A 17,577-nucleotide genomic window follows, 5' to 3' on the forward strand; every position below is an offset into this window, starting at 1 on the left:
GGAGACAGCCGACGCCCTCGGAGAGGCGCGATGGTGGTGACGGGTCGCGGTGGTCGGTGTCTCGGACCTCAGAAGAGCAACGTCCTGCTCCGTTTCGACGGCGATGGGGCGTCGACGAAACTACGGGCGGTCGTGGCCACCCGCAATCGAATTAACTGCGGAGCGCGGGCGGGTGGTGGTCAGCAGGTGCCGCGCATGAGCCGGTCGAGGCTGTGGTCCATGTCCAGGTAGAGGTGCTCCAGGCCGGGCGGGACGACGGCCGCCGCCCGCTCCAGGAACCGGTGCAGCTCGGCCGTCAGCATTAGCACGATCGCCACACCCTCCGTCGCGTGGAACTCGATCGTCGTCCGGTCCACGTCGTACGGGCGCACCCGCACGTCGCCGAAGCCGGACGGGCGGTCCAGGCCCGACTCCAGGAGCTCGCGCGAGAAGGTCCACGACACCTCGACGCCCTCCAGCGTGGCGGGGGCGGGGAAGGCCATGCGCACGGCGAACGGATCCGCACGGTCGTAGCAGAGGGTCACGGGAACGGTCTCGACCTTAGGCGCGGTGGCAACCAGGCGGGCCTGTGCGGCCTGCTCGATGACAGTGATCAAGGCTCACTCCCTTGCGGCGGATCTGCTGCCGGACCCTGGGTGGGGTCCGGCAACCCGATAGACGCGGGAATCGGCAAATCCGTGCACAGGCGGTTGCGTGAGCTGTGTCACCGACTGGCCTGAACCTTACCGTGCGATCGCACAGAGTGACCGGGTGCGCGGTGGCGCCCGAAGGCGGGCGCCGGCCCGCGGACGCGGTCCCACACGCGCAGAAGGGCCGGTTCCCGCTCACTCCACAGGCGCAACGCGGGGCTCGGGGCGGCCCTCGCGGAGGCGCCCTGGACGGGGGGTCCGGGGTGCGTTAGCTTCCCGCGCCATGAGACTTCGCGATCTGGGAATTGGCATGTGCGCGGCAATCCTGGCGGTGGGGGTGACGGCCGGGGCCGCCCGTGCGGACGCCCCCGTGCCGGCCGCCGCCGACCCCTCGCTCCCGGCGTCGGGCGGGGCCGGCTCATGGGCCGCCACCTGGGCACCGAAGGAGACCGGCACGACCTCCCGCTTCCGCGGGCTGGCGGCGGTCAGCCGCACCGCGGCCTGGGTCGCGGGCAGCGGCGGAACGGTCCTGCGCACCCGCGACGGCGGCCGTACCTGGCAGGACGTCTCCCCGCCCGCCGCGGTCGCGGAGCGGCTGGAACTGCGTGACATCGAGGCCTTCGACGAACGGCGGGCGGTGGCCCTCTCCATCGGCGAGGGCGAGGCCTCCCGGGTGCTGCGCACCGAGGACGGCGGAGCCACCTGGACCGAGGCCTTCCGCAACACCGACCCGCGCGCCTTCTACGACTGCCTCACCTTCTTCGACGCCCGGCACGGGCTCGCCATGAGCGATCCGGTGGACGGCCGGTTCCGCATCCTGGCCACCTCCGACGGCGGCCGCTCCTGGCGGGTACTGCCCTCCGGCGGCATGCCCGAGGCGCTGCCCGGCGAGGCCGGCTTCGCGGCGAGCGGCCAGTGCCTGGTGAGCGCGGGCCCGCGGGACGTCTGGCTGGCCACGGGCGGCGCCGCGACCGCCCGGGTCCTGCACTCCGCGGACCGCGGACTGACCTGGCGGGTCGCGGAGTCCACCGTCCCGGCGGGCGACCCGGCGCGCGGGGTCTTCGCCCTCGCCTTCAAGGACCGTACGAGGGGACTGGCGGTCGGCGGGGACTACCGCTCCGGGCAGGCCTCCCCGCAGGCCGCCGCCGTCTCCACCGACGGGGGCCGCAGCTGGCGCCCGGCGGCGACGCCGCCGCCCGCGTACCGCTCGGGCGCCGCCTGGTACCCGTACAGCAGGGCGACGGCCCTGGCCGTGGGGCCCACCGGCACGGACGTGACGACGGACGGGGGCCGTACCTGGCGGCCCTTCGACGCGGGCTCGTACGACACGGTCGACTGCGCGGCGGACACCGGCTGTTGGGCGGCGGGGGAGAAGGGCCGGGTGGCCCGGCTGGAACGCCGCTGACCGCCCCGGGAGCCGGCCGCCGGCCGGCTCCCGGTCCGGGGTGCTCCGGACGACCCCGGACGGGTGGTTCCCAGCGCCCCGGGAGACCCCGACAGCGGTCCTACACGGCCGGGTTCTCCCGGACCGCGGCCAGGTCCGACGAGGTCCTCGACGCGATGAACTCGGTGATGCGGTAGGCGCAGACGCCCGCCACGGCGAAGGGGTCCTCGGCCGCGATCCTCTCGATCTCGGCCCGGGACACCCCGGCGGCCAGGACGATGCCGCCGTCGCGCGGGACCTTGCGCCCCGACGCGAGGAACACGCCCGAGGCGTAGTGGCCGTCCAGCCAGGCGAAGTGCGCGTCCATGTGTTCCTCGACGGCTTCGATCGGCGCGGTGTAGGCGAGCTCCATGACGAACATGATCGCCAGGCTACCCTCGCTCACCATGACCCGAGTGAAGACCCCCGCCGACGAGGCCGAAGCCCGAGCGATACAGGACGAACTGCGCCCCCGCGTCGTGCTGTCCGAGACCGGCCCGCCGCCCGGCGGCGGTTTCGTGACGGGCGTGGACGTCGCCTACGACGACGCGCGCGACCTGGTGGCCGCCGCGGCCGTGGTGCTCGATGCCGCCACGCTGGAGGTCGTCGAGGAGGCCACCGCCGTCGGACACGTCAGCTTCCCCTATGTGCCCGGCCTGCTGGCGTTCCGTGAGCTGCCCACCCTGCTGGCCGCCCTCGACTCCCTGCGCACCCCGCCCGGCCTGGTCGTCTGCGACGGCTACGGCCTCGCCCACCCCAGGGGCTTCGGCCTCGCCTGCCACCTCGGCGTGGTCACCGGGCTCCCGGCCGTCGGCGTCGCGAAGAACCCGTTCACCTTCACCCACGACGAGCCCGGGGCCCGGCGCGGGGACAGCGCCGCGCTGCGCGCCGCCGACGGGACCGAGGTGGGCCGGGCCCTGCGCACGCAGGACGGGATCAAGCCGGTCTACGTCTCCGTCGGACACCGGGTCTCGCTGGACAACGCCTGCGCGCACGCCCTGGCCCTGAGCCCCCGGTTCCGGATCCCGGAGACCACCCGGCACGCCGACTCCCTGTGCCGCAGGGCGCTGCGGGAGGCGGTCTCCTGACCCGGTCTCAGCGCGCGTCGGCCACCCGGAAGGTGATCCCCGCCTTCCGGAGCCGGGTGAGGAGGGCGTCGCCCATCGCCACGGCCGTCGTCACCTGCCCGGAGGTGTCCGGCAGCGCGTCGAGGGCGAGGCAGAGCGCCGACTCCGCGAGCATCTTGGCGGTCTCCCCGTAGCCCGGGTCGCCGCCCGACACCTCGGTGAACACGCGACGGCCGCCGCCCTCGCCGACGAACCGCACGCTGAACCAGCTGCGCGCGCGCCGCTCCGCGTCCGGGCCGCGGCCCGGCTCCCAGCGGTCCATCAGCCACTGCCGGGCCGCCGGCACCTGCGCCAGGGCGGCGGTGGCGCCCAGTGCGGCCGTACCGCCGAGCGCGACGGGCAGGTGCCGTACCGAGGCGTAGTGGCGGTAGCGGAAGTCGGGGCCGTAGCGCTCCAGCGCCGCCGCCGACCGGGCCACGATCCGCGGGTCCAGTACGGGCAGCGGGAGCGCCCAGGTCCCCGTCTCGCGGCTGAACCGGGGCGCACCGACGGGCCCGCGTGCCCGGCGCCCCGGCAGGCGGGGCTCGTGCAGCCGGCGGGCCTGCGCGGCGGCCAGCGTCTGCGGGCCGCGGCCGATCGCGGTGAGGGCGGAGGCCAGGGTCCCGCCGGAGAAGAGGGCGTTCGACCGGACGAAGCCGTCGACGGTCAGGGGCACGCCCTCGGGCAGCTGCAGGACGGTGAACCAGGCACCGAGGTCGGCCGGGATCGAGTCGAAGCCGCAGGCGTGGACGATCCGGGCACCCGTCTCCCGGGCCCGCGCGTCGTGTTCGACGTACATGCGGTCCACGAACTCCGGCTCCCCGGTCAGGTCCACGTAGTCCGTGCCCGCTGCGGCGCAGGCGGCCACCAGCTCCGCGCCGTACCAGACGTACGGACCGACCGTGGTGGCCAGCACCCGTGTGGACGCGGCCAGTTCGCGCACGCCGTCGGCGTCGCGGGCGTCCGCGCGCAGCAGCGGCAGGGACGCGCACGCCGGGTCGGCGGCGGTGAGGCGTTCACGCAGCCGTTCGAGCTTGCCGGGGTCCCGGCCGGCGAGGGCCCAGCGGAATCCGTCGGGGGCGTGTGCGGCGAGGTACTCGGCGGTCAGCTCCCCGACGAACCCGGTGGCGCCGAAGAGCACCACGTCGTAGGGCCGTTCGGCGCGGTCCTGCGGAACCGTTGCGTTCATGGGAGCTCCTCCGGGGGGTGTGGTGGGCCGAGGCTAGCGCGCCGCCCGGCCGCACGTGCGGGCAGGTGGGCCGGGACGTGCGGGGAAGCCGTGAAGGGGGCGGGGGAGGGAAGAGGACGGCGCCCCCGGCCGCGGCCCACGGGGCCGGGCCGGGGGCGCCGTCGCGCCGCCCGGTGGCGGATCAGCCCTGCTGGTAGAGGCCGAACAGGTCGACGACGAGGTCGATCTCGTCCCAGCCCTGGTTCCAGACGTCGATGATGCCGTTCTCGCCGGTGCTCGCCTGGACGAGGTTCGGCACGGTGGCGCCCTTGGTCCAGTTCAGGTTCGAGGAGTTCGGCGGGGTCGGCCACTCGTCGGCCTGGTTGACGTAGTCGTCCATGTGGTTCGGGTCGGGCGTGACCGTGAGGTGCCCGTCGCCCTGCGTGTTGGTGACCGTGGTGTTGAGCACGAAGCCCGTGATGCTGGGGTCGGTGTACGACAGCGGCATGAAGATGTAGCTGCGGCCCCACATCGGCCCGTAGACCGGGTCCTCGGGGTCGCGGGTGTCGACCAGGCGCTCCGGCGCGAGCGGGATGAAGGCGCTCTTGCTGTCGGTGCTGTAGTAGCCCACGACGTCCACGATCACGTCGGTGCCCGCCCAGGCGCCGTTGAAGACGCTGATCCGGCCGTCCTTGCCGACGGGCACGATCACCGAGTTGGCGATGGTCTGGCCCGCGGTGAAGTTCAGGTTCGACGCGGTCGGGGTGGCGCTGCCGCCGGGGTAGACCGACAGGTGGCCGGCTTCCCGCGGGTTGGTGACCGTGACGTTCAGCGCCACGGCGCTGATGCCCTGCGGGACCCCGGACAGGCCGCTGATCTGCGTGGAGAAGCTCTTGCGGCCGCCGAGCTGGCCCCTCGCCGTGCCGAGGCCCTCGCGGGTGTCGACGAAGCGGGACGGGGTGATCGGGGTGTAGCCGCTGGAGGCGGTCTTGGAGAAGTAGCCCGTGACGTCCGCGATCAGGTCGACATGGATCGGGCCGCGGTTGGCCAGTTCGACGTAGCCGCCCTTGCCGACGGGCACGATGACCAGGTTCGGGACGGTCTGGCCGGCCTTGTAGTTGACGTTCGACGTGGTCGGACGCTCGGTTCCCTCGGGGAAGGCCGTGATGTGGCCGTCCGCGGAGGTGTTGGTGACGGTGATGTTCATGGCGACGGCGGTGACGCCGGCCGGGATGCCGCCGTTGCCGCCGACCTTCACGCGGGTCGAGCCGTAGGGCTTGACCGTGCCCACCGGTGCGCCGGTGCCGTTGCGGGTGTCCAACAGGCGCGTGGGGCCGTACGGGGTGAAGTCCGAGCCCCGGGTGACGACCTGGACCTCGTTGACGGCGGAGGTGTTGTTCGCCGCGTCCGCGACGGTGACCTTCACCTTGTAGGAGCCGACCTCGGCGTACGCGTGCTCGGAGACCAGGGTGGTGGAGCCGGACGCGTCGAGGACCTCCGACGCGCCGTCGCCCCACTCGACCGTGACCTTGAGGGCGGTGTCCTCGCTGGTCGTGGTGGCGCGCAGCTCGACGCCGTGGGCCGTGGTGGCGTAACCGGTCAGCTCGACCGCCAGGTTCGGGTTGGCCGCGACGGCCGAGCCGCCCTCGGCGGCGACCCCGGCGCGTGCGCCGGACTTCGCCCCGGCCCCGGCCTTGGCGCCGGCCAGCGGCACCCGGACGGTGCGCTCGGCGGGGCTGGTGAAGGCGTGGCCCTTGTCCTTGGACGCCTTGCCCAGGTCCAGGTCGGGCACGCTGGCACCGCGCGGGTCGGGCTTGGCCGGATCGGCCTGGGCCACGCCCGGAACGAGGCCCACGCCCGCTGCGATGGCGGCAGCGGAGATTACAAGTCGGCGACGGCGCACCGGCCCCCCAGTGATTCTGTGGTTGAACGATTGAACAAGTTCGAAAGCGTGCTCAGCGTACACAGCTTCGAGCGCCGCGATCCGGGGGGTCGACCTGGATCCTAGACCGATTTCCGGGGCCCCGGTGCCCGCATCCGCGCGGATCCCGCGGGAGCCCCGCCGGGGGGCTTGTGTTCGGTGGAACACGTTCCTAGCATCGCCGGTGTTACATCAGTTGTGTCACACGGTCGCACACCATGAACACCACGCACACCGCAGACGCTGGGGGCTCGATGGCAGTGACAGGGAACGGGACCGGCACGGCGGGCGGAGGCGGCCCGCTCGCCGGCGTGCGCGTGGTCGAACTCGCGGGCATCGGCCCGGGTCCGTTCGCCGCGATGCTCCTGGCCGACCTGGGCGCCGACGTCGTACGGGTGGACCGCCCGGGCGGCGGCGGGCTCGCCATCGACCCCGCCCACGACCTCACCAACCGCGGCAAGCGCTCCGTCCTCGTCGACCTCAAGGCCGGCGACGGGCCGGCCCGCGTCCTGGACCTGGTCGAGCGGGCCGACGTCCTGATCGAGGGCTTCCGCCCCGGGGTCGCCGAACGGCTGGGCGTCGGCCCGGCCGACTGCCACGCCCGCAATCCGCGGCTCGTCTACGGCCGGATGACCGGCTGGGGCCAGGAGGGCCCGCTCGCGCACACCGCCGGCCACGACATCGCCTACATCGCCGTCACCGGCGCCCTCGGCATGATCGGCAACCCGGGGGAGCCCCCGGCCGTCCCGGCGAACCTGGTCGGCGACTACGCAGGCGGCTCGCTCTACCTGGTCGTGGGCGTCCTCGCCGCCCTCCACCACGCCCGCGCCACCGGCACCGGACAGGTGGTCGACGCCGCCATCGTCGACGGCACCGCGCACCTCACCTCCATGATCCACGGGATGATGGCGGCCGGCGGCTGGCAGGACCGGCGCGGGGCCAACCTGCTCGACGGGGGCTGCCCCTTCTACGGCACCTACGAGACCGCCGACGGCGGGCACATGGCGGTCGGCGCCCTGGAGCAGCAGTTCTACGACACCTTCGTGCGGCTCCTCGGCATCGAGGACGAGGCCCCCGCCCGCAAGGACCTCGCCCGCTGGGGCGAGCTGCGCGAGCGCGTCGCCGCACGCTTCAAGTCCCGTACGCGCGCGGAGTGGACGGCCGTGTTCGAGGGCACGGACGCCTGCGTGGCCCCGGTGCTCTCGCTGCGCGAGGCCCCCGCCCACCCGCACCTGGCCGCCCGCGGCACCTTCACCGACCTCGGCGGGGTCCTCCAGCCCGCCCCCGCTCCGCGGTTCTCGGCGACCCCGACGGCCGTCACCACGGGTCCCGCGCAGCCGGGCGCCCACACCCGGGCGGTCGCGGCCGACTGGGACGTCCCGGCCCTGCCGGGGAAGGAGGACTGATGGAACTGTCCATGATGCTCGACTACGCCGGGGACCCCCGGCGGGCCGCCGACGAGGCCGCCGCGCTGGAGTCGGCCGGGCTCGACGCCGTCTGGGTCGCCGAGGCCTGGGGCTTCGACTCCCCGACGATCATGGGGTACCTCGCCGCCCGCACCGAGCGCATGAAGATCGGCTCGGCGATCGTCAACGTCTACTCCCGCACCCCCGGCCTGATCGCGCAGACCGCCGCCGGGCTGGACGCCCTCTCGGGGGGCCGGGCGCTCCTCGGCCTCGGCGCCTCCGGCCCGCAGGTCGTCGAGGGCTGGCACGGACTGCCGTACGACAGGCCGCTCGGCCGGACCCGGGAGACGGTGGAGCTGTGCCGGCGCATCTGGCGCCGCGAGACGATCGACCACCACGGCATCACCGACATGCCGCTCCCGCCGGAGAAGGGCGGACGGCACGGCAAACCGCTGAAGATCCTCACCCGTCCCGTCCGCCCCGACATCCCCGTCTTCATCGCCTCCCTCGGCCCGGCGAACGTCCGGCTGACCGCCGAGATCGCCGACGGCTGGCTGCCCACCCTCTTCATCCCCGAGAAGGCCGCAGCGGTCTGGGGCCGCCCGCTCGCCGAGGGCGCCGCCGTTCGCGACCCGGCGCTCGGCCCCCTCCGGACCGTCGCGGGCGGCCTGCTCGCCATCGGCGAGGACGCGGCGGCCGCCCGGGACCTCGCCCGCCCGCAGATCGCCCTGTACGTCGGCGGCATGGGGGCGGTCGGCAAGAACTTCTACAACGACCTCGCCGTCGCCTACGGCTACGAGGAGGAGGCCCGGAAGATCCAGGAGCTCTACCTCTCCGGCCGCACCCGGGACGCCGCGGCCGCCGTGCCGGACGAGTTCTGCGAGCTGATGACGCTGTGCGGGCCCGAGGGCTACGTGCGCGAGCGCGTCGAGGCCTTCCGCGAGGCGGGCGTCACGATGCTCAACGTCACCCCCGTCGGCCCCGAGCCGGCCCGTCTGATCGAAACCGTCAAGAACTGGCTTTGAGGAGCCCCTCCGATGCAGCGAGCCGCCCGATGAAGCGACTGATCTTCGACGCCGACCACGAGGCGTTCCGCGAGACCGTGCGCACCTTCCTGACCAAGGAGGTGCTGCCGCACTACGAACAGTGGGAGCGCGACGGCATCGTCAGCCGCGAGGCCTGGCGGGCCGCGGGCCGCCAGGGCCTGCTCGGCCTGGCCGTCCCCGAGGAGTACGGGGGCGGGGGGAACACCGACTTCCGCTACGCCGCCGTCATCGCCGAGGAGTTCACCCGGGCCGGGGCCGCCGGACTCGCCGTCGGCCTGCACAACGACATCATCGGCCCCTACCTCACCTCGCTGGCCACCGAGGAGCAGAAGCGGCGCTGGCTGCCCGGATTCTGCTCCGGGGAGACCATCACCGCCATCGCGATGACCGAGCCGGGCGCGGGCTCCGACCTCCAGGGGATCCGCACCACCGCCGAGGACCGCGGCGACCACTGGGTGCTGAACGGCTCCAAGACCTTCATCTCCAACGGCATCCTCGCCGACCTGGTGATCGTGGTCGCCCGGACCACCCCGGAGGGCGGGGCGCACGGCCTGTCGCTGCTGGTGGTCGAGCGGGGGGCGGAGGGCTTCGAGCGCGGCCGCAACCTCGACAAGATCGGCCAGAAGGCCCAGGACACCGCCGAACTCTTCTTCCACGACGTCCGCGTCCCCAAGGAGAACCTGCTCGGCGAGCTGAACGGCGCCTTCGTCCACCTCATGAACAACCTCGCGCAGGAACGCCTGGGCATCGCGATGGCCGGCATAGCCGCCGCCGAACACCTGCTGGAGATCACCACCGCCTACGTCAAGGAACGCGAGGCCTTCGGCCGCCCGCTGTCCCGGCTCCAGCACATCCGCTTCGAGATCGCCGAGATGGCCACCGAGGTCGCCGTCACCCGGACCTTCCTCGACCGGTGCATCACCGACCACTCCGACGGCACGCTGGACCACGTGCACGCCTCGATGGCCAAGTGGTGGGCCACCGAGCTGCAGAAGCGCGTCGCCGACCGCTGCCTGCAACTGCACGGCGGCTACGGCTACATGACCGAATACCGGGTCGCGCGGGCCTTCACCGACGGCCGGATCCAGACCATCTACGGCGGTACGACCGAGATCATGAAGGAGATCATCGGCCGGTCCCTCCTCGGCTGAACCGCCCCGCCGCCCCCCGAGCACCCACCACGGGCTTCCCCGGCCCTCCAGCACACCGAAAGGCCTCCAGTGAGCACCGAAGCGTACGTGTACGACGCGATCCGCACCCCGCGCGGCCGCGGCAAGGCCAACGGCGCCCTGCACGGCACCAAGCCGATCGACCTCGTCGTCGGACTCATCACCGCCCTGCGCGAGCGCAACCCCGGCCTCGACCCCGCCGCCATCGACGACATCGTGCTCGGCGTCGTCGGCCCGGTCGGCGACCAGGGCTCCGACATCGCCCGGATCGCCGCCATCGCGGCCGGACTGCCCGACACCGTGGCCGGCGTACAGGAGAACCGCTTCTGCGCCTCCGGTCTGGAAGCCGTCAACATGGCCGCCGCCAAGGTGCGGTCCGGCTGGGAGGACCTGGTCCTCGCGGGCGGCGTGGAATCCATGTCCCGCGTCCCCATGGCCTCCGACGGCGGCGCCTGGTTCAACGACCCGATGACCAACTGGGACGTCAACTTCGTCCCGCAGGGCATCGGCGCCGACCTGATCGCCACCATCGAGGGGTTCTCCCGCCGCGAGGTGGACGAGTACGCGGCCCTCTCGCAGGACCGCGCCGCCGTCGCGATCAAGGAGGGCCGCTTCGCGAAGTCCGTCGTCCCGGTCACCGACCGCAACGGCCTGGTCGTCCTCGACCACGACGAGTTCGTCCGCCCGGGCACCACCGCCGACAGCCTCGCCAAGCTGAAGCCGTCCTTCGCGGACATCGGCGAGCTCGGCGGCTTCGACGCCGTCGCCCTGCAGAAGTACCACTGGATCGAGAAGATCGACCACGTCCACCACGCGGGCAACTCCTCCGGCATCGTGGACGGCGCCTCGCTGGTGGCCATCGGCTCCAGGGAGGCGGGGGAGCGGGCCGGACTGCGGCCGCGCGCCCGGATCGTCTCCGCCGCCGTCTCCGGCTCCGAACCCACCATCATGCTCACCGGGCCCGCCCCCGCCACCCGCAAGGCCCTCGCCAAGGCCGGCCTCACCATCGAGGACATCGACCTCGTCGAGATCAACGAGGCCTTCGCCGGCGTCGTCCTGCGCTTCGTCAAGGACATGGGCCTCTCCCTCGACAAGGTCAACGTCAACGGCGGCGCCATCGCACTGGGCCACCCGCTCGGCGCCACCGGCGCGATGATCCTCGGCACGATCGTCGACGAGCTGGAACGCCAGGACAAGCGCTACGGCCTGGTCACCCTCTGCGTCGGCGGCGGCATGGGCGTCGCCACCGTCGTCGAACGCCTCTGAACCGTCCTGTCACCCCAGACCCTCCGACCTCCGACACGGAAGTAGCGAACATGAGCGAGTCCACCACGATCCGCTGGGAACAGGACGAGACCGGCGTCGTCACCCTCGTCCTCGACGACCCGGGCCAGTCCGCCAACACGATGAACCAGGCCTTCCAGGACTCCATCGCGGCCGTCGCCGACCGCGCCGAGGCCGAGAAGGACTCCATCCGCGGCATCATCTACACCTCCGCCAAGAAGACCTTCTTCGCGGGCGGCGACCTCAAGGACATGATCCGGCTGCGCCCCGAGCACGCGCAGCTCGCCTTCGACACCGGCACGGCCATCAAGCGTTCGCTGCGCCGCATCGAGACCCTCGGCAAGCCCGTCGTCGCCGCCATCAACGGCGCCGCCCTGGGCGGCGGTTACGAGATCGCCCTCGCCTCCCACCACCGCGTCGCCCTCGACGCGCCCGGATCCCGGATCGGCCTGCCCGAGGTCACCCTCGGCCTGCTCCCGGCCGGCGGCGGCGTCACCCGTACCGTCCGCCTCATGGGCATCGCCGACGCGCTGCTCAAGGTCCTGCTCCAGGGCACCCAGTACACCCCGCAGCGGGCACTGGACAACGGCCTGGTCCACGAACTGGCCGCCACGCGCGAGGAGATGCTGGCCAAGGCCCGCGCCTTCATCGACGCCCACCCCGCGTCGCAGCAGCCCTGGGACGTGCCCGGGTACAAGATCCCCGGCGGGACGCCGTCGAACCCGCGGTTCGCCGCCAACCTCCCGGCCTTCCCGGCCAACCTCAAGAAGCAGCTGAACGGCGCCCCGTACCCGGCCCCGCGCAACATCCTGGCCTGCGCCGTCGAGGGCGCACAGGTGGACTTCGAGACCGCGCTGACCATCGAGGCCCGCTACTTCACCGAGCTGGTCACCGGACAGACCGCCAAGAACATGATCCAGGCGTTCTTCTTCGACCTCCAGGCCGTCAACGCCGGACGCAGCCGCCCGCAGGGCGTCGAACCGCGCAAGGTCACCAGGGTCGCCGTCCTCGGCGCCGGCATGATGGGCGCCGGCATCGCCTACTCCTGCGCCCGCGCGGGCATCGAGGTGGTCCTCAAGGACGTCACCCCCGAGGCCGCCGCCAAGGGCAAGGCCTACTCCGATAAGCTGCTCGACAAGGCCCTCTCCCGCGGCCGCACCACAGAGGCGGCGCGCGCGGAGCTCCTCGCCCGGATCACCCCGACCGCCGACGTGGCCGACCTCACCGGCTGCGACGCCGTCATCGAGGCCGTCTTCGAGGACACCGACCTCAAGCACCGGGTGTTCCAGGAGATCCAGGACGTCATCGCGCCCGACGCCCTGCTGTGCTCCAACACCTCCACCCTGCCCATCACCGGACTCGCGGAGGGCGTGAAGCGGCCCGCCGACTTCATCGGCCTGCACTTCTTCTCGCCCGTCGACAAGATGCCGCTGGTGGAGATCATCAAGGGGGAGCGGACCGGCGACGAGGCCGTCGCCCGCGCCTTCGACCTGGTCCGCCAGATCAACAAGACCCCCATCGTGGTCAACGACTCGCGCGGCTTCTTCACCTCCCGCGTCATCGGCCAGTTCATCAACGAGGGCGTCGCCATGGTCGGCGAGGGCGTCGAGCCCGCCTCGATCGAGCAGGCCGCGGCCCAGGCCGGCTACCCCGCCAAGGTCCTCTCCCTGATGGACGAGCTCACCCTGACGCTGCCCCGCAAGATCCGCAACGAGGGCCGCAAGGCCTTCGAGGCGGAGGGCCGGACCTGGACCGCGCACCCCGCGGACACCGTCATCGACCGGATGGTCGACGAGTTCGGCCGCCCCGGCCGCAGCGGCGGCGCCGGCTTCTACGAGTACGACGAGGCCGGGAAGCGCGGCCGGATCTGGCCGGACCTGCGCGAGCACTTCACCCGCCCCGGACACGAGATCCCCTTCGAGGACATGAAGGAGAGGATGCTCTTCGCCGAGGCGCTGGACTCCGTCCGCTGCCTCGACGAGGGCGTCCTCACCTCGGTCGCCGACGCCAACATCGGCTCCGTCATGGGCATCGGCTTCCCCGCCTGGACCGGCGGGGTGATCCAGTACATCAACGGCTACGAGGGCGGCCTGCCGGGCTTCGTGGCACGCGCCCGGGAGCTCGCCGCGACGTACGGCGAGCGCTTCGAGCCGCCGGCGTCCCTCGTGGCGAAGGCCGAGCGCGGGGAGACGTACGCCGACTGAGCGCGCGGGAGCGTACGCCGCCGCCCCGCGCGGGGCGGCGGCGTACGGGCCGGCCGCACCGGGCACCACAGGGGGGTGTCCCGGGCGGCCGGCGCCCGGCCTCAGGCGTCGCGGAGAGTCGCGAAGGTGCCGCGGGGCGCGGTGCCCTGCGCGTCCGTCCACGGCGCGAGCACCTGCGCGAGCAGGCCCTCCCCGGCCGCGGAACCGGGACGCAGCACCCGGGTCAGGGTCAGGAGCCGTCCGGGACCCTCCCGCCCGGCCGCGCCGACGGCGATCAGCGTCGTGTCGGCGGTGTCCGTCACGTCCCCGTCCCCGGCCCCGGCCGGGGACGCCGGCGCCGCGGGCCCCTCGCCGCGCACCTCGACGCCCCGGTCGGGAACGCCGCTCTCGTTCTGGTCCTGCGCCTCGGCGGCTCCCGCCAGCAGGGCCAGCAACTGCCCCACCAGAACGGGGTCGTGGGCCCCGTCGTAGATCCAGCGGGTGCCGAGGACGCCGTGCTCGGAGGTGCCGATCAGGCCGTCCGCAGCGGATGCCAGGGGCGCGCCGCGGTAGGTCATCGGGACCTGGTAGGTGACGGGGGAGTCCCCCGAGGTGTCGGTGACCACCATGAACTCGATGCCCACCTCGCCCTCGGGGTCGTCGAGCCGGAACCCGCCGGCCTTGGCCGGCTGCGGTGCGTCCCCGCCCCGGTACCAGGGCTTCGAAGGCATCCAGGCGGCCAGGAGTTCGAGCTTGCCGGGTGACATGGTGGTGCGGTGAATGACTGCCATGATCGTCAACCTATCCGGCCGGCGCGGGTGTTGACCGGTGACCTGGCCCGGCCCGAACCGACCCGGTCATGGGGGCGGTGCGGTCACGGGGTGTTCCCGGACGGCGATCCTGGCCAGTTTCGTCAGCATCATGCCGTTGCGCACGGCGACCAGGTAGTCCACCGGCAGCCCGTGCATCCGGGTGCCGGGACCGCGCAGCGGATGCCAGTCGAGGGTGAAGAGCGTATTCGGGCCCCAGGGGGCCAGGTTCATGGCGATGCGGGCCGCGCCGAAGGGTTCGGCGCGCGCCTCCAGCTCCAGGCGCCGCTGCGGTTCGCAGACGCGCACCACGCAGGTGTCGTCGAGGGTCAGCGGGCCGGCGCCGACGCGCACCCGCAGCCGGGCCCCCACCTCGGGCCAGTGCGGGTCCGCAGCGAGGACCTGCCGGGTGCCCGTCACCCACTCCCCGTAGCGATGCCCGTCGGCCAGGAGACGCCAGACCTCGGCGGGCGGGCTCAGGATCAGGCGGCGGTTGCGCGCCACGGTGGTCACGCTCCTTCCGGACGGTGGCCGGGCCGTCGTGCCGCCCGGCCCACCCCAGCCTCGCGCCGTACGCCCGCTTCCGCAGTCCGGCAGACCCGAACGGCTGTCGCGGCCGCCGGCCGGCCGGTCCGGCGCCGGGCCCCTGCCGGGCCTTCGCCGGGCCGGCCCCTCGCCCCGATCCGGTCACTCGCCGCCGGAGACGAACGCGGCCCGCAGCTCCTCCCGCAACGACCGCTGGAAGGCCGTCACCAGCGCCTGGACCACCATCGGCTGCATGTGGGCCGACAGCGCCTTCATCGACTCCACCCGTTCCGGATCGCTCTCGCCCTCCGTGAACGGCCCCCACACCTCGTCCCGGAACAGCGCCGTCAGCTCGTGCGCCGCCGACCTCGCGTGGTCGATCAGCACCCTGCGCGCCGCCAGGATCGTGCCGTGCGCGATCGGCACGTCCAGCAGGGCCACCCCCAGTCGCAGCAGCCCGACGTCGACCCGGAAACCGTCCCCCTGCGCGGCGAGCACGTTCATGGCCGCCAGCCGGCACACGTCGCCGTCCGACAGGCCGCGCCCGGCCCGCTTCTCCAGCTCCTCGCGGGAGAACACCTGCGCCGCGTCGGGGGCCCAACTGGCCACCATGGCCCGGTGGATGGCCAGGTCGTGCGCGCTCAGGTCGTCGGGCAGGGCGTCCAGGTAGCGCTCGATCGCGGACAGGGTCATGCCCTGGTGCTGGAGCTCCTCGATGAGGGCGAGCCGCGACAGGTGCTCCGGCCCGTAGTGCCCCACGCGACGAGGTCCGATCACGGGAGGGGGCAAAAGCCCGCGGGTGCTGTAGAACCGTACGGTGCGCACGGTGACGCCCGCCCGGGCCGCCAGCTCGTCGACGGTGAGCATCGGCTCGGGTGCCTGGTCGGCCATCGTCTGCGCCTCGCTCTCTGCTCCACAGCTTGGGTTCAACAGTATTGCTGTCGCACCAACGATGTGAAACGGCCAGGAGCTGCCCATGCCCACGAAACTGCGACTGCCCGGACGACCCGAAGACCTCACCTTCTCCGCCCTGCTGGCCCGCAACGCCGCCGAGCACGGGGACCTCCCCGCCCTCTCGTGGCGCTCCGGCCCCGACACCGCCGCCGAATGGACGACGCTCACCTGGAGCGAGGTCCGCCGCAAGGTCGCCGTCCTCGCCTCGGGATACGCCGCCCTCGGCGTCGGCCGCGGCGAGCACGTCCTGCTCATGATGGGAAACCGCCCCGAGCACTGGCTGAGCGATCTCGCCCTCGTGCACCTCGGCGCCGTCCCGGTCACCGTGTACGGGACCTCCGCGCCCGAGCAGATCGCCCACATCGCCCGCCACAGCCGGGCCCGGATCGCCGTCGTCGAGGGCGCCCGCGAGCTCGTCCGCTGGGAGCCGCTGCTGGCCGACGCCTCCGTACCGCTGGAGCGGCTGGTCGTGGCCGAGGCCGCCGAGGCCGGCGCGCACACCGCGTACGCCTCCCTGTACGCGAGCGGCGCCCGCACCCACCGCGCCGACGCCTTCGAGAAGGCCTGGCAGGAGTCCCGCCCCGAGGACCCGCTGACCGTCGTCTACACCTCCGGCACCACCGGCGACCCCAAGGGGGTCCGGCTGAGCCACCGCAACCTCGTGCTCCAGGCGGTGCGCATCGACCGGGGCGTGGACCTGCCCGAGCACGCCCAGCACATCTGCTACCTGCCCTTCGCGCACATCGCCGAGCGGGTCCTCGGCATCTACCTGCCCCTGCTGCGGGCCTCGCACGTGATGCTGTGCGCCGACCCCGCCGCCGTGGCCGGGGCGGTCCGCGAGCTCCGCCCGGTGCAGTTCTTCGGCGTGCCCCGGGTGTGGGAGAAACTCGCCGCGTCCGTGCGCGCCGTGCTCGCCCAGCTCCCCGAGGAGCAGCGGACCGCGATCGAGGCCGCGAACGACCTCGCCCGCACCCGGGCCGCTCACGCGGAACGCGGCGAGGAGGTGCCGGCCGAGCTCGAAGCCGCGTACGCCGGCGCGAAGGAGCGGGCGCTCGACCCGCTGCTCACGCTCGCCGGACTGGACCGGCTGGTGTGGACGGCCAGCGCCACCGCGCCGATGCCGATCGACGTCGTCCGCTTCTGGGCGGGCTGGGGCATCACCATCATGGACGCCTGGGGGCTGACCGAGACCTCGGGCGTGTGCACGCTCAACAGCGCCGCGAGCGGCTACCGGCTCGGCTCGGTGGGCCGCCCCATCGAGGGGCTGGAGCTGCGGATCGCTGAGGACGGGGAGGTGTTCACCCGCGGCGAGACCGTCTTCGACGGCTACCTGAGGCCGGACGGCACGGTGGAGAGCGCCGCGGACGCGGACGGCTGGTTCCCCACCGGGGACGTCGGCCGGATCGACGAGGACGGGTTCCTCTGGATCACCGACCGCAAGAAGGAACTGATCATCACCTCGACGGGCAAGAACGTCTCGCCCGCCCTGGTGGAGAACACGGTCAAGGAACACCCCCTGATCGGCCAGGCCCTGGTCCACGGCGACGGCCGGTCCTACCTCGTCGCCCTGCTGGTCCTGGACGCCGAACTGGCCCCGGTCTGGGCACGCTCCCGCGGCATCGAGGCGGACTCCGCGGCCGCCCTCGCCGCACATCCCGCCGTACGGGAGGAGATCGCCCGTGCGGTCGACGCGGCCAACGCCCGCCTCAACCGCACCGAACAGATCAAGCGCTACCGCCTGCTGACGGAGGAATGGGGCCCGGAGACGGGCGAACTCACCCCCTCCCTCAAGCTCCGCCGCCGCATCGTCCGGGACAAGTACGGCGACCAACTGGACGCCCTGTACGAGCAGCCGTACGACACCCCCTGACACCCGCCCCGCCCGCCGCCCGCCGCCCACCCCGCACCCGGCGGGCGGGGCCGGCGGGTACGGGAGGTGCGGTTCGGGTGATGC

General features: G+C 73.3%; 15 protein-coding genes. 8 read left to right on the top strand and 7 right to left on the bottom strand.

Features of this window, described 5'->3' with window-relative positions; translation table 11 throughout:
• Positions 1–179: 179 nt before the first annotated feature.
• Positions 180–596: an SsgA family sporulation/cell division regulator gene (locus ACPU2J_RS28075; protein WP_361593346.1), complete on the bottom strand. Its 417-nt coding sequence runs from the start codon at positions 594–596 to the stop codon at positions 180–182.
• A 343-nt stretch (positions 597–939) separates the two neighbouring features.
• Between ACPU2J_RS28075 and ACPU2J_RS28080 the strand changes: the two genes are divergently transcribed.
• Complete coding sequence (locus ACPU2J_RS28080) at positions 940–2,034, top strand: WD40/YVTN/BNR-like repeat-containing protein (RefSeq protein WP_420079058.1); 1,095 nt, start codon at positions 940–942, stop codon at positions 2,032–2,034.
• A 100-nt stretch (positions 2,035–2,134) separates the two neighbouring features.
• Here ACPU2J_RS28080 and ACPU2J_RS28085 read toward each other — a convergent pair whose 3' ends face one another.
• A complete protein-coding gene (locus ACPU2J_RS28085) occupies positions 2,135–2,434 on the bottom strand; it encodes a YciI family protein (protein ID WP_365071606.1) in 300 nt (99 codons plus the stop codon).
• Between the two features lie 25 nt (positions 2,435–2,459).
• Between ACPU2J_RS28085 and ACPU2J_RS28090 the strand changes: the two genes are divergently transcribed.
• Positions 2,460–3,140 carry an endonuclease V gene (locus ACPU2J_RS28090; RefSeq protein WP_420079057.1) on the top strand — a complete coding sequence of 227 codons (681 nt, stop codon included), beginning with the start codon at positions 2,460–2,462 and terminating at the stop codon, positions 3,138–3,140.
• 7 nt (positions 3,141–3,147) lie between these two features.
• Here ACPU2J_RS28090 and ACPU2J_RS28095 read toward each other — a convergent pair whose 3' ends face one another.
• Together ACPU2J_RS28095 and ACPU2J_RS28100 are read right to left on the bottom strand one after the other, a co-directional pair.
• Positions 3,148–4,347 (bottom strand): saccharopine dehydrogenase family protein, encoded by a 1,200-nt coding sequence (locus tag ACPU2J_RS28095; protein WP_420079056.1) that lies wholly within the window; start codon positions 4,345–4,347, stop codon positions 3,148–3,150.
• Between the two features lie 181 nt (positions 4,348–4,528).
• Positions 4,529–6,181: a PKD domain-containing protein gene (locus tag ACPU2J_RS28100; RefSeq protein WP_423834263.1), complete on the bottom strand. Its 1,653-nt coding sequence runs from the start codon at positions 6,179–6,181 to the stop codon at positions 4,529–4,531.
• Positions 6,182–6,501: 320 nt separating this feature from the next.
• Between ACPU2J_RS28100 and ACPU2J_RS28105 the strand changes: the two genes are divergently transcribed.
• From ACPU2J_RS28105 to ACPU2J_RS28125, 5 genes are all read left to right on the top strand, one after another.
• Positions 6,502–7,653: a CaiB/BaiF CoA transferase family protein gene (locus tag ACPU2J_RS28105; RefSeq protein ID WP_365070612.1), complete on the top strand. Its 1,152-nt coding sequence runs from the start codon at positions 6,502–6,504 to the stop codon at positions 7,651–7,653.
• Positions 7,653–8,678, top strand: a complete 1,026-nt coding sequence (locus ACPU2J_RS28110; RefSeq protein ID WP_420079054.1) for an LLM class F420-dependent oxidoreductase — start codon at positions 7,653–7,655, stop codon at positions 8,676–8,678. Before ACPU2J_RS28105 ends, ACPU2J_RS28110 begins: the two co-directional genes overlap by 1 nt.
• Before the next feature lie 29 nt (positions 8,679–8,707).
• Positions 8,708–9,850, top strand: coding sequence for an acyl-CoA dehydrogenase family protein (locus ACPU2J_RS28115; RefSeq protein WP_365070616.1), 1,143 nt, complete (start codon positions 8,708–8,710; stop codon positions 9,848–9,850).
• A gap of 69 nt (positions 9,851–9,919) precedes the next feature.
• Complete coding sequence (locus tag ACPU2J_RS28120; protein WP_420079053.1) at positions 9,920–11,134, top strand: acetyl-CoA C-acetyltransferase; 1,215 nt, start codon at positions 9,920–9,922, stop codon at positions 11,132–11,134.
• A gap of 50 nt (positions 11,135–11,184) precedes the next feature.
• On the top strand, positions 11,185–13,356 hold the full coding sequence (locus ACPU2J_RS28125; RefSeq protein ID WP_423834264.1) for a 3-hydroxyacyl-CoA dehydrogenase NAD-binding domain-containing protein: 2,172 nt from the start codon (positions 11,185–11,187) through the stop codon (positions 13,354–13,356).
• Between the two features lie 101 nt (positions 13,357–13,457).
• Here ACPU2J_RS28125 and ACPU2J_RS28130 read toward each other — a convergent pair whose 3' ends face one another.
• From ACPU2J_RS28130 to ACPU2J_RS28140, 3 genes are all read right to left on the bottom strand, one after another.
• A complete protein-coding gene (locus tag ACPU2J_RS28130) occupies positions 13,458–14,126 on the bottom strand; it encodes a maltokinase N-terminal cap-like domain-containing protein (protein WP_423834265.1) in 669 nt (222 codons plus the stop codon).
• 66 nt (positions 14,127–14,192) lie between these two features.
• Complete coding sequence (locus ACPU2J_RS28135) at positions 14,193–14,648, bottom strand: SRPBCC family protein (RefSeq protein ID WP_420079050.1); 456 nt, start codon at positions 14,646–14,648, stop codon at positions 14,193–14,195.
• Positions 14,649–14,831: 183 nt separating this feature from the next.
• Entirely contained in the window at positions 14,832–15,560 is a 729-nt protein-coding gene (locus tag ACPU2J_RS28140; RefSeq protein ID WP_361593324.1) for a MerR family transcriptional regulator, read from the bottom strand.
• Between the two features lie 85 nt (positions 15,561–15,645).
• On the opposite strand from ACPU2J_RS28140, the gene ACPU2J_RS28145 reads away from it, so the two are divergent.
• A complete protein-coding gene (locus tag ACPU2J_RS28145) occupies positions 15,646–17,493 on the top strand; it encodes an AMP-dependent synthetase/ligase (protein WP_420079049.1) in 1,848 nt (615 codons plus the stop codon).
• The last annotated feature ends 84 nt before the right edge of the window (positions 17,494–17,577 follow it).

It is taken from the genome of Streptomyces manipurensis, assembly GCF_049570255.1.
GTDB classification, from domain to species: domain Bacteria; phylum Actinomycetota; class Actinomycetes; order Streptomycetales; family Streptomycetaceae; genus Streptomyces; species Streptomyces manipurensis.